General features: G+C 35.8%; 11 protein-coding genes. 7 read left to right on the forward strand and 4 right to left on the reverse strand.

The features are described 5' to 3' along the window. Window positions 1-312 precede the first annotated feature (312 nt). The 4 genes from ubiU (at window position 313) to csdE (ending at window position 3988) form a co-directional block, all read left to right on the forward strand. Complete coding sequence (ubiU, locus tag ACYH9I_RS06490; RefSeq protein WP_483559761.1) at window positions 313-1308, forward strand: ubiquinone anaerobic biosynthesis protein UbiU; 996 nt, start codon at window positions 313-315, stop codon at window positions 1306-1308. 156 nt (window positions 1309-1464) lie between these two features. Next, the gene (locus tag ACYH9I_RS06495; RefSeq protein WP_483559763.1) at window positions 1465-2343 is read left to right on the forward strand and encodes a U32 family peptidase; all 879 of its coding nucleotides are present in this window, start codon (window positions 1465-1467) and stop codon (window positions 2341-2343) included. Beyond that, window positions 2300-3523 (forward strand): cysteine desulfurase CsdA, encoded by a 1224-nt coding sequence (gene csdA, locus ACYH9I_RS06500; protein WP_483559765.1) that lies wholly within the window; start codon window positions 2300-2302, stop codon window positions 3521-3523. The genes ACYH9I_RS06495 and csdA overlap by 44 nt, the downstream gene beginning before the upstream one ends. Window positions 3524-3592: 69 nt before the next feature. Next, window positions 3593-3988, forward strand: a complete 396-nt coding sequence (gene csdE / locus ACYH9I_RS06505) for a cysteine desulfurase sulfur acceptor subunit CsdE (protein ID WP_483559766.1) — start codon at window positions 3593-3595, stop codon at window positions 3986-3988. A 48-nt stretch (window positions 3989-4036) separates the two neighbouring features. Here the strand turns inward: csdE and dolP are convergent, their stop codons facing one another. Next, entirely contained in the window at window positions 4037-4615 is a 579-nt protein-coding gene (dolP, locus tag ACYH9I_RS06510; RefSeq protein ID WP_091350478.1) for a division/outer membrane stress-associated lipid-binding lipoprotein, read from the reverse strand. A gap of 242 nt (window positions 4616-4857) precedes the next feature. Between dolP and ACYH9I_RS06515 the strand changes: the two genes are divergently transcribed. Both ACYH9I_RS06515 and ACYH9I_RS06520 read left to right on the forward strand, forming a co-directional pair. Continuing rightward, the gene (locus ACYH9I_RS06515; RefSeq protein ID WP_483559768.1) at window positions 4858-5556 is read left to right on the forward strand and encodes a DUF1266 domain-containing protein; all 699 of its coding nucleotides are present in this window, start codon (window positions 4858-4860) and stop codon (window positions 5554-5556) included. Then, a complete protein-coding gene (locus ACYH9I_RS06520; RefSeq protein WP_483559770.1) occupies window positions 5553-8261 on the forward strand; it encodes a J domain-containing protein in 2709 nt (902 codons plus the stop codon). Before ACYH9I_RS06515 ends, ACYH9I_RS06520 begins: the two co-directional genes overlap by 4 nt. Before the next feature lie 67 nt (window positions 8262-8328). On the opposite strand, the gene ACYH9I_RS06525 is transcribed toward ACYH9I_RS06520, so the two are convergent. The 3 genes from ACYH9I_RS06525 to xthA form a co-directional block, all read right to left on the reverse strand. Continuing rightward, the gene (locus tag ACYH9I_RS06525) at window positions 8329-9999 is read right to left on the reverse strand and encodes an Hsp70 family protein (protein WP_483559772.1); all 1671 of its coding nucleotides are present in this window, start codon (window positions 9997-9999) and stop codon (window positions 8329-8331) included. A 124-nt stretch (window positions 10000-10123) separates the two neighbouring features. Then, window positions 10124-11458, reverse strand: a complete 1335-nt coding sequence (gene xseA, locus ACYH9I_RS06530) for an exodeoxyribonuclease VII large subunit (protein ID WP_483559773.1) — start codon at window positions 11456-11458, stop codon at window positions 10124-10126. A 30-nt stretch (window positions 11459-11488) separates the two neighbouring features. Then, the gene (gene xthA / locus ACYH9I_RS06535; RefSeq protein ID WP_160402382.1) at window positions 11489-12295 is read right to left on the reverse strand and encodes an exodeoxyribonuclease III; all 807 of its coding nucleotides are present in this window, start codon (window positions 12293-12295) and stop codon (window positions 11489-11491) included. A gap of 113 nt (window positions 12296-12408) precedes the next feature. Here xthA and tyrA point away from each other — a divergent pair, with 113 nt between their 5' ends. Beyond that, on the forward strand, window positions 12409-13530 hold the full coding sequence (gene tyrA, locus ACYH9I_RS06540; protein WP_483559775.1) for a bifunctional chorismate mutase/prephenate dehydrogenase: 1122 nt from the start codon (window positions 12409-12411) through the stop codon (window positions 13528-13530). Window positions 13531-13565 lie beyond the last annotated feature (35 nt).

A 13565-nucleotide genomic window follows, 5' to 3' on the forward strand; every position in this document is an offset into this window, starting at 1 on the left:
ACCTATGGTAATGTTGTGTTGGGTTTGGATATTCACCTGTATCAATAACAGTTGGTTCGCCTTTTTTATTGAAGATGGATACGAGTACGATTTCGTCATCAAGTCGTTGGAATTGATCAAAAAATTAATTAAATACAATATTTAACCACCAAAATATATCGTGTCAGCATCATGGGATTTTTTGTTATTACTTGCCATTAATTCGAAGTTTTTAGCTATTTAGCTAATACTATCTCTTTCCATTCGCATTACTTTCAGAATTATTGCATAATACACAGCGTATAAAAGACCAAACTTAAGTTAGGAATAATTATGGAACTTCTTTGTCCAGCAGGATCTTTACCATCACTAAAAGTGGCCATTGATAATGGCGCTGATGCTGTTTATATTGGTTTGAAAGATGATACTAATGCCCGTCATTTTGCTGGTTTAAATTTTAATGAGAAGCGATTGCTAGAAGCTTCTGATTATGTACATAAACGCGGTAAAAAGTTACATATTGCAATTAATACCTTTGCCCACCCTGAAAATTTTCAGCGTTGGCAACACGCTGTTGATACCGCAGCTAATATAGGTGCTGATGCGTTAATTATTGCTGATCTGGCAATGCTTGATTATGCGGCTGAAAAGTACCCTGATCTTGAACGCCATGTTTCTGTGCAAGCGTCGTCGACTAATGAAGAATCAATTAAGTTTTATCATAATAACTTTCAAGTACATCGTATTGTGTTACCGCGTGTACTTTCGATGCATCAAGTCAAACAATTATCTCAAGTTTCTCCTGTTCCGCTTGAAGTATTTGCTTTCGGTAGCTTGTGCATTATGGCGGAAGGACGCTGTTATTTATCATCGTATTTAACTGGTGAATCACCCAATACCGTTGGGGCTTGTTCGCCAGCTAAATTTGTTCGCTGGGAAGAGACCGAAAAAGGACTTGAGTCACGACTCAATAATGTGTTAATTGATTGTCATAAAAAAGGCGAAAATGCAGGTTATCCAACGCTATGTAAAGGGCGATATTTTGTTGGCGACGAGCTTTACCATCCTATTGAAGAGCCAACCAGCTTAAATACAATTGAACTATTACCTGAGCTATTTGCTGCTAATATTGCCTCGGTTAAAATTGAGGGTCGTCAACGTAGCCCTGCTTATGTCGAGCAAGTGACAAAAGTGTGGCGCCAAGCCATTGATCGTTATAAAGCCAATCCTGAGTCATTCCAAGCGGAAAAAAGCTGGATGGATACACTTGGTTCTGTTTCAGAAGGGACACAGACAACATTAGGTGCTTATCACCGTAAATGGCAATAACGTAATTTATCTACCTAAATAAATAATTAAAAAATATATGTTTTAAGGTAATATTTCGCTTTTTATATCTTCTGTTTTTTGTCAATACATACAGGTGATAAGGTATTATCTTAATGATTTAATTGATCTGATATAAAAAATATTGTGAGCAAAACTATGAAATACGCATTAGGACCGGTGCTCTATTATTGGCCTAAAACTGAAACAGAAGCTTTTTATTATGCCGCTAAAGATAGTCAAGCGGATATTATTTATATGGGCGAAACCGTTTGCACCAAACGTCGTGAAATGAAAGTTGCCAATTGGCTTGAACTGGCAAAAGAAATTGCTAAATCGGGTAAACAAGTGGTACTTTCAACCCTAGCGTTACTTGAAGCACCATCAGAATTAAACGATTTACGACAATTGGTCAATAATGGTGATTTTTTAGTAGAAGCAAATGATTTAGCTGCCATTAATATTGCGCAAGAGCATAAATTACCGTTTGTTGCAGGTCCTGCCATTAACTGTTATAACGCGTTAACTTTAAAATTATTACAAAAACAAGGAATGGTACGTTGGTGTATGCCGGTTGAGCTTTCTCGTGAGTGGTTAACCAATGTGCTTAATCAATTTGAAAATTTAAATATTAAGCGAAATTTTGAAGTTGAAGTATTCAGTTATGGTTATTTACCTTTAGCTTATTCAGCGCGTTGTTTTACCGCTCGATCAGAAGACAAGCCTAAAGATAAATGTGAAACATGTTGCATTAACTATCCTGTTGGGCGCGAAGTGTTTTCGCAAGAACAGCAAAAAGTATTTGTGCTAAATGGTATTCAGACCCAAAGTGGTTATTGTTATAACTTGGGCAATAATCTCAAAGAGATGAAAGGATTAGTGGATATTGTTAGAATTTCACCCCTTGGTCTTGAAACGCTCGATATTGTCAAACAGTTCAAAGCTAATGAAGATGGATTAAATCCACTACAAATTGAACATAAACGGGATTGTAATGGTTACTGGAATGGTATTGCCGGACTTGAACTTACCCAATAAGCATTTTGTGCCTGAGCAATTTAGAAGAGATTTTCCTGCGCTTAATAGTAAAAGCGTATATCTGGATTCGGCTGCAACTGCACTTAAACCACAAGTGATGATTGATGCAACACTTGCGTATTATGCACAAAATACAGCCACCGCAAAACGTAGTTTGTACCAAGATGCTTTGCAAGTCACAACAACAATTGATAAGGCAAGGCAAAATGTTGCAGATTTGATTCATGCCAACAACAGTGCTGAAATTATCTGGACACGGGGTGCAACCGAATCAATTAATTTAATCGCGCAAAGCTATGCTCGCCCGTTGCTACAACCTGATGATGAAATTATTGTGAGTGAGTTAGAGCATCATAGCAATTTATTACCTTGGCAAATTGTTGCTAAGCAAACAGGTGCTAAAGTCATAAAATGGTCATCAGATATTGATGAATTATCATCGCTACTTTCAGCAAAGACCAAAATTGTTGCCATTACCCAAATGTCAAACGTCACTGGATTTTGCCCTGATTTAGCGACAATTAGCCACATTGTTCATCAACATAATGCCATTTTAGTTGTTGATGGTGCTCAAGGTATTGTTCACCATGCGCTTGATATTCAGCAATTAAATATCGATTTTTATGCTTTTTCTGCCCATAAATTGTATGGACCAACGGGTCTTGGTGTTTTATATGGTAAGCAGGTTTTACTTGAGCAAATGTCAGTTTGGCATGGTGGTGGTAAAATGCTAAAAAGTGCCTCATTTGATGATTTTATTCAAGAAGATCTCCCCTATAAATTTGAAGCAGGCACGCCCAATATTGCAGGCATTCTTGGCTTTAACGCAGTACTTGAATGGTTAAAAAGTTGGGATAATAAGCAAGCAGAGAACTACACAAAGCAGCTGGCTTTCTATACTAAATCACAATTAAACCAACTGACCGATATTCAATTTTATAGTGTGGATAATAGCCCAATCATCACGTTTAATATCAACAATATTCATCATAATGATATTGCTATTTTGTTAAGTGAACAAAATATTGCCATCCGCACTGGTGAGCTTTGTGCTCAGCCTTTAATGAATAAATTAGGTTGCCATGGTGCGATTCGTCTATCATTAATGCCATATAATAATCAGCAAGATGTGAATAAATTTATTTCAGAGTTGCAAAGTGCGATTGGAATATTGATGTAGTTTTATATTAAACGATATAAACTCCTGAAAATTTTTTACAAAATAGTCAACCATAAATAGGTCAATATTATGCTATCACAGCAAAATTTAACCGAGTTATTTGCAAAGCATCATAATTGGCAAGATCGTTATCGACAGTTAGTGTTGTTAGCAAAGCAATTGCCTGATTTTCCTGACGAGCAAAAAACAGAGCAGAACCAAGTCAATGGCTGCGAAAATCGAGTATGGCTTAGTTATCAAAAGCAGGCCGATAATACCTATATTTTTAGCGGCGATAGCGAAGGGCGAATTGTGAAAGGGTTATTGGCAATTTTAATCATTATTGCTAATCACAAAACAGCACAGCAAGTTGCTGCTATTGATTTTCAATCTATTTTGCATGAATTAAAAATTACTGACGAACTCAGTCAATCCCGTTTGCAAGGACTTGCAAAATTAATTGAGCGTATTAAATCGATCACATAAAAAAAGGGGGCTAATTAGCCCCTATTTTTAGTATATTTTCGGTATTGGTTAGTTTTCAATATAAGTAAATAGTGTGATGACTTTTTTCACACCATTGACTTTACTTGCCAATTCAGCCGCTGCTTTGCCTTCTTCTGATGTGACAATACCAATTAAAAATACTTCGCTATTTTCAGTAACAACTTTAATATTGCGTGCTTTTGTTTGCGCATTTAAAATTAATTGAGATTTAACTTGTGTTGTTATCCAAGCATCATTGGTAATTGTACCGGCTCCAACGGGTTCACCAATACGAATTTGATTATAGACTTTTTTTATCCCGTCAACTTGATAAGCAAGACTTTCAGCTTTTTCAGCTTGTTCATTATTTGCTTGCCCAGTTAAAAGAATGTTGCCATTATAAGTACTCGAAATAACACGCGATCCAATAAAGAAAGGTCCATTGTCTTTAATTTTCATACTCATACGTGAATTGAGTGTTGTATCATCCACTTGAGTACCTGCTGTACGAGGATCTGTGGCGACTTTTGCCGTGGCCCCTGCTCCTACCCCGATAACGGCAGCAACGCAGCCTTGTAATATTAATGTACAAGATATTAACATTACCATTAAGGTCACTTTTTTCATTATCACTCCTTATGATTTATTACTTGGTAATAATCAAATTCCAATAAATTTGTCTTTATTATGCCTTGTAGAGGTTGATTTGCAAAATAATTTTATGATTTATGCAGGTTTATAGCGTTATTTATATGTCATTAATCTTAGCCGCACTATAAATTTCCACTTTGGATTTGAATTTTATTTTAGTGTAAAATCTGCTATCTTTTGATAAGAAATAAAATAAATCAGATGATTGGAATAAAAATATGAATCAAGATTGTGTCGATTGGCTATATGGTTTATCTGCACCAATGGTTGCTTTAAATAAAGGATATGGTGCAAGTTATACTTCGCCATTTTTTTTCCCCGACAGAACTTTTGTTGATATGGCTGATGATTGGGGAATAAGTTCTCGACAAACATTACTAAACCGTGTGTTTGATATGGTTGATGATGGGCATGCGCCAATATTATCTAGATATTATTCAATGTATTATAGATTTTCTGAATCTGAATGGCGTGATTATTGCCAAGCACAGAATGATTATCAAAAAGTATTACTGGCGTTCGTTGAACAAACTTTTTGCGTATGTGGCTATGGTGGCATTCGTAGTTGGGATTATGCTCGTATGGGATATTTACTACGCAATGGCACGACCAATAAATATATTACCGAAGAAGAAGCGCTATGGATTTTTTCAAGAATTGCTGCTCGTTCTCAATATTTTTATGAATCTTGGCATAACTACTTTGCGGGTTGGTCGGTTGGTTTTCAATTTTGGGAATCACTCAACAATAAAGAAGATCTTGAAGTATTACGCTGTGAATTAACCCAATCATCACAAACATATACCATGAAATTATTAATTAGCGACGAGGATTCACCTTGCAATCGCCTACCTTGGTATATTGAGTTAGACGAACTAGAAAAACCGGAATCACTAATGGAGTATGACTGGTTATGAGTACAAATTTTTGGCAATTATTGGGCATCGAAAAAACAACAGATATCACGGTTATTCGTCAAGCCTATCGTACAAAATTACCATCATATCATCCAGAAACAGATCCTGACGGGTTTAAAGCATTGCGCGAAGCTTACGAATTAGCAATGAATTATGCCAAATTCTCCGAAATAACTGTTGATGAAACCGAACAGACATTAGAAGAAGAAAAAGCAACGCCACAACTAACAGAAGAGCAAATTAAAGCAAATGAAATTTGCGATTCTTATCAAGCCCTATTAGAAGATCCACTCCGTTGCTATAACATTGATGAATGGCAAAAATTTATAGGCTCATTCTATGACTATCCCATGGCAGTTATCGATTTGGTAAAATGGCGGCTATTAGAGTTAAGTTACGAAACAACAAATATATCCGAATCATGTGTCAAACTTTTAGCCGATAATCTGCGCTGGCGTCAGCAATTAATGACACAATTCACTGATGAATTTGAAAAATATGATAATTATTTAAATCATATCGATCGTGGTGATTTATTTGATTACACATGCTTACCGACAACAAATAAAATACTACAAAATACAACTATCGATTATATACATTATGCCAAATGGTTATTTTGGGAACGTAGATCGGAAGATGTTTGTGCATTTTTAGCTCAAGATACAGTTATTTATCTTCCTGATGATAAGAAATTTATGCTTGAGTTTTCTCATTGGTATAGTACTGCGAGCCTAAAAAATCAATCTATTTTGGATTATGCTTTAAAATGTATTGCCGAAGGCGATGAAGACGAAAATATTATTATCGAGTGGAAATATATTGCCGCTATCCAATATACTTTGCTCGAATATAAACAAAATGCCTTACAAGCTTGGTTAGAGTTGTATTATTCAGGTCATTATCAGCAACAAGCCGAAAGTTGGATAGCGGGGTGGTGTGTTTATTTTGAAAAAAATTACTTCCCATTATTAGTTATGGCGTTGAATAATAGTTATTGTGTAGCTGTCGATAAAACGGAAAATTATTTGCATACTATTCCACAAATAACGGTAACCACAACAGCACGATTAGCCGCATTAGAGAATATAGACGAGTACCCAAAAGAAATTATCGATTTTGTTAATTGGGTTTTAAATACAAACTGGGATTACAAACAGGTCATACCAATATTGTTACTGGATGACGGCAATAATCGATTATATCGTTTATACCGACATGCCATTATGTTGCGCCACGGTAATGAAAGATTATTACAAGAAATTTTAGACGATCAAAGCGATGATCCATTTGAACAATTTATTTTGCAACATTTACAACGCCAAGCACGACAACATCTTGCATGGCTTACAGAACTTCCACCCGTGCAAGAATTTAAAACATGGTTATTTGATAATAATGAAAATGCCCAACTTCCACCCCAATTTGATCCCGATGAGAATGGCAAGCTAGCTTTATATGCCAGTTTATGGCTAGATAGATTCAACTATATTCCTGATATTGCTAAATCACATTTATTTCAAAGTTTTTCTTATTCAAATATGAAAATGTTTGATTGGATTACGTTTTTAAAATTTAATAATTATTATCAACTACCAAAATCTCCAGATCCTTCAGTTATTGCTAATAAGAAAGAAGCTTATTGGCAATGGTATCGTCGTTACTTATTAGTAATCGAAATTGTTCGTGAACCAATAAAAACTGCAAATTATCTTCAACAAGAAAATAATACCTTTGTCCTCGAGGAGGATGACCCATTTAAACCGTTAATAGAGATATTTAAATATGGAAATTGGGAAAATGAAACAGAGTTATATAATCTGATTAATAATGATAGCAGACTAATTAATTGTGTTTTAAACAATTATCAAAATTCGATTGAATGGTTTATTGATGCACCTCACCTTATTGATTTTGACGATATTGAGCAAAAAATGGAGCACACATGGACACAAAAACTGGCGAATAGAAATCCAATTTATTTAATGCTGTTATACATAATTGTATTAAATAAACCTGAGCAAAAAAACAAATTAGATACAATTTTACAAGATATTACTGGTGATAATAAAGAGTTAATAAAAATAGCCAAAAATTTGCAAGATAAGTGGATTACACCATCTTCTGATAGCAAAAAAAAATACAATTATACTAAACAAGTTTATAGCATAATGACACTTGCTGCACGTTGTTTATCTAACTATTACGGTATATGTGATAACAATGAACTTGAAATGTTAGACAAGTTTAAAAACAGCAGTGACAATGATTTAGTCTTACGGCTTTGTGCGGCATTGCTTATGGCAAAAAATCGTGAAAATCAACAAAAACTGGAATCACAGCCATTACCTAAAAATAAATGGTGGCAGTTTTGGCGTTGGAAAGGACGAACTAATATAAAAGGTTTTATCATACAATTATGTTGTAGCTTCATTGTGCTAGGATTGATGACCGTACTTAACAACAATTTTGAATTGAATAGTTCTACTTTTTCTATGATTTGTTATTCTATTGCTGTAACCAACACGGTTTTTGCATTAAAACGACGTTTTAATGATATCGATAAAGGTGAACCACTCATCGGTTTTTTGGCCGAAATATTAGTTTTTTTCTTATTTTTTGTGCCATTTTGGGTTTCTGGTATCAAACACACTAACCGTTTTGGACCGCCAGTAGAAAAAACAACCAAAGAAAAGGAAAAGTAAACAAAATAAAGTCCTCTTTTTTATCTCTAAAAAAAGAGGACTTTTTATATTTTTTAAACTTTATTGGTTATCGATTTAGATCTTGTAGATTAGATTCAATTTCACAACGAATTTCGTTAATTTCTTCAGAATTTTGTCTATTTAGTACTTCCATAAAAACTTCGATATATGATCCAATTAATAGTCGTTCATCACCCAATGATTGGGCCCATGCTCGTTCTAGCCTTGCCAATAAGGTACGATTCGGCATTTCGTCACGAGGGTGAATTTTAAGTGCTTTCAAGCGATCATGACTGTCTTGTTTTTGTTTGTCTGTTAATCCAACTGGACTATGATCAATCACTTTGCCATGTTGTTCACCTGTTTCAAGCAAAACCACATCAACTTCTAATAAACCATTTAGATCATAACTAAAGCGGACATCAATTCCTTGTGTTCTTTCCATTGGTGTTATGGGTACTTCAAACTCATCAATTAAAACATTATTTTCAACGCGAGGGTTTTCACCTTGATAAACTGAAATACATATCACTTTTTGCTGAGGATACGTTGTATAAAATGTTTTTACTTTTGATGTTGGTACAATGGTGTTACGTTCAATAATGGGTGAAAACACTCCACTGACATTATTTGAACAGCTTTCAATACCTAGAGTATAAGGACACACATCAGTAAGAATAACTTCTTCAACATCAACATTACGTAATCGACAAGCAGCTTGAACTGCGGCACCTTGAGCTACGATAGTAGTCGGATTGATATGGCGATACGGTAATTTACCAAATAATTTGGTCACCAGCTCACGTACAATACCTAATTGCGATGACCCACCGACTAATACGATATGTTCAAGCTGATTAGGTTTTAATCGTGCATCACTTAATGCCTGTTCAATTGGTGCTCGTAGTCGATTAAGTAGTGGTAACCATAACGTTTTAGCTCGGCTTTCGTTCAAGGAAAATTGCCACTGCCTATCTTGCCAAAACCAAGTTAAAGTGTGTGATTCTTCGCCATTTAATTTACATTTTAATTGTTCAGCTAAATCTAATAGGCGAGCATAATCATCAGTTGGAATATCCTGCTTTTTAAGGTCCCATTCACTTAAACAAGCTTTAACAAGTTCTTGAGTAAAATCTTCACCACCTAAATAGTTATCACCAGCAGAAGCGTGCACTTCAATAATTGGCATAGCATATTCAAGCACTGTCACATCGAATGTACCACCACCTAAATCAAATACTAATGTATTACCCGATTGTTCTTCGTGTAATCCATATGCCATGGCAGCGGCTGTTGGCTCATTAATTAAACGCACAGCATTTAATCCCGCTAACTCAGCAGCAAAACGAGTTTGCTTACGCTGTTCATCATTAAAATAAGCAGGAACAGAAATGACAACATCACGAACTTCTTGGTTTAAAAAAGCCTCTGCATCTGCTTTCAATGATTTTAAAATTATGGCTGAAAGTTCAGTTGGCGTAAATTTTTTGCCATCTAATTCAAAAACTTTATTTGAGCCTAAAAAGCGTTTAAATGCTGCTACACTGCGATTTGGATGAGTGGTTAAACGAGACAATGCCGCATGTCCGACTAAAATAGAATCGTCTTCATCAACACTAACTGCAGATGGTGTAACAACTTCACCAATTGAATTCGGAATAAGGACTGGTTGACCGTCTTGCCAAACACAAATTAAACTGTTTGTAGTGCCTAAATCAATACCGATTGGATAATGCATAAATTCTCTGAATAATATAACAACTTTTTATTGTTTAGATTATATACTAGCGATTACCTAAATTGCAAAAGAGGTCAAATTTTCAGTAACAAAATGTTTATAAATCATTTTTAATGATATAACTTTATTCATCAACTTTGGTAACTTGGCTAATAATGTTGCCCTTTTTTAACTTTGTTACAATAAAATCACCCACAGTAACTTGCTCAGAAAAACGAACCACTTCTTTGTTTTGGTTGGTCGTAACTGAATAACCTCTTTCAAGTGTCGCCAGTGGGCTAACGCTGTTAAGTTGTGAGGTTTGTAACACAAATTGATGTTGAGATTGAGTCAGTTTTTGTTGTGCTAAATGAGTAATTTGTTGTTGCTTTTGGCCAACAAGCTGCTGTAAATAATGGATCTTATTTTGCGGTGAGACGCGCGATAATCGTTTATCTAATTGATTATGGCGGTTTGACTGTCTGAGCAAATATTGCTGAATGTTATCGTATAATGTGTGGCGATAAGTTAGCAATGTATTTAGCTGTTTTGATAGTTTTGCTTGTGGATGTTGAGTTTGTAATTGATGACGCCATTTGTTGAGTTTTTCACGACACTGAATTAAATAGTAATCCATTGCCATGGATAGGTGTTGTTCTTGAACTTGTAGGCGTTTTATTTGCGCTAAGCTATCTTGGCTAACTAATTCAGCCGCAGCAGATGGCGTTGCTGCTCTAACATCAGCCACAAAATCGGCAATGGTAAAATCAATTTCATGCCCAACCGCACTGACAATAGGTAATTGGCTTGCAAAAATAGCCCTTGCCACCACTTCTTCATTAAATGACCATAAATCTTCAAGCGAGCCACCGCCTCGCCCAACGATTAATACATCACATTCTTGACGAATGTTGGCAATTTGAATCATTTTAGCAATTTGCTCTGCCGCTTCACTGCCTTGTACTTGTGTTGGGTAGATGATCAAATGCAAACTTGGATCACGACGTTTTAATATCTGGCAAATATCATGCAACGCTGCTCCCGTTGAGGAGGTAATAATCCCAACGGTGCGGATATTTTCGGGTAGTGGCTTTTTATAAATGGCATCAAATAACCCTTCATCAGAAAGCCTTTTCTTTAACTGTTCAAATTTTTGTTGTAATAGCCCTGCACCTGCGGGTTGAATTTTATCAATCACCAGTTGATATTCACCACGCGCTTCATACAGCGTTACCGTTGCTTTAACCAAAACTTGTTGCCCATTTTGTGGAGTAAAACCTGCACGAAAATTACTATTGCGAAACATGGCACAACGCACTTGTGCGCTATCATCCTTTAACGAAAAGTACCAATGTCCCGATGAAGGGCGCGAAAAGTTAGAAACCTCTCCCACTAACCAAACCTGTCCGATCGCATCAGAAAGTAAATCTTTAACTATTTGATTAAGATCTTTGACCGATAAAACGGAGCTGTTTTGCATTTAATGATCCTTTGTTATAACGAGTTAGGTTTATACTAAATCAAATTTAGCCCAAATTGGTGCATGATCAGAGGGTTTTTCCATTGCGCGAATATCATAATCAATCCCCGTTTGTTGACAATGTGCTAGTAATTTGGCGCTGGCTAAGATCAAGTCAATCCTAAGCCCTGTATCCGTTTCAAAACCTTTTGAGCGATAATCAAACCAAGAATACTCTTGTGCAGTTGGGTGGTCGTGGCGGTAAGTATCAACAAAACCCAGCGACATTAAACTGTTCATCCATTCGCGTTCTTCGGGCAAAAATGAACATTTACCGGTGTGTAGCCAACGCTTACGGCTCTCTTGCGAAATGCCAATATCTAAATCGGTTGGGCAAATATTCATATCACCTATAATTAAAGATAACTGATTATTTAATTGATTTTCCTGTAAATAATTATTCAAATCTTGATAAAATTTACGCTTTGCAGGGTATTTAATTTCATGATGTAAACTTTCGCCTTGAGGAAAATAACCATTAATTACCGTTAAATTGCCTTTACTTGTGGGTAGTTCAACCATAATTAAGCGACATTGCGCATCATCACCATCAGTTGGAAAGCCATATTGCACTGACAACGGTTTTTGTTTTGTTAGCAACGCAACACCATAATGTCCTTTTTGCCCATGGTAGTTGAGGTAATAACCAAATTGTTCGAGTTCGGCAACGGGGAACTGATCATTATGCACTTTAGTTTCTTGCAAACCAATTACATCGGGCTGATATTTATCAATAATAGCGGATAATTGGTGGATGCGAGCACGAAGGCTGTTAATATTAAAAGAGATAATCTTCATACTGATTTATTGTCTTTGATTTGATGTTCTAAATACGCATCGTATCAAAAATACGTTATACTGTTAAGCTATTACAGAAAAGCAACCTTTGTGATAATAAGGAATCACCGCATATGTCTACGGAATTACTTGCCTTACGCGATAAAATTGATGAAGTTGATAAATCTATTTTATCTTTAATTAGCAAACGATTAGCATTAGTTGCCGAAGTTGGCGAGGTAAAAAGCAAGCATGGTATTCCCATTTATGCTCCTCAGCGTGAAGCCGATATGCTAGCTAAAAGACGGCAAGAGGCTGAAGCTCAAGGTGTATCTCCTGCTTTAATTGAAGATATTTTACGTCGTTTAATGCGTGAATCTTATATTAGTGAAAACAACAAAGGTTTCAAAAAAGTCTATACTGGTGAAGATTCAGTCGTGATTATTGGCGGTAATGGGCAAATGGGGCGGTTGTTTGCTCGATTATTTACTTTATCTGGCTATCAGGTTAAAACCTTGGGATCAAAAACTATGCATCAAGCCGCCGAGGTAGTTGCCGATGCAGCGGCAGTGGTTGTGACTGTGCCAATAAACAAAACCTGCGAAATCATCAAACAATTACCACCATTACCTAAAGATTGTATTTTAACAGATTTCACATCCATAAAAGTCAAGCCACTCCAAGCCATGCTTGATAAACATCAAGGTCCAGTAGTCGGGTTACACCCAATGTTTGGTCCCGACGTTCCTAATTTAGCTAAACAAATCATTGTTTATTGCGATGGGCGCGATCAAACAAAATATCAATGGCTAATTGAGCAAATGCGTATATGGGGCGCTAATTTATGCGCAATTGATGCCAAAGAGCATGATAAATGCATGTCATTTATTCAAGCATTACGTCATTTTACTTCTTTTTCATATGGCGTTAATTTGCAACGTGAACAAGCTGATTTAGAACAACTCATTGCACTATCTTCACCAATCTATAGACTTGAACTGATGATGGTTGGGCGCTTGTTTGCTCAAGATCCCGAGCTTTATGCCGATATCATCATGGCATCGGATGATAATATCGAATTAATTAAACGCTATTACGAACGCTTTGGACAAATGGTTAAATTAATTGAACAGCGAGACAAAGCAAAATTTATCAAAAATTTTAATGAAGTAACTACTTGGTTTGGATCTTACGCAGAACGCTTTATTAAAGAGAGCCAAGTATTATTAAAATTTGCCAATGATAATCGAGAGTAACTTTATACAAATAGGTATACTTTCCTGAAAGTTTT

This window comes from Gilliamella sp. X-23 (assembly GCF_057063545.1).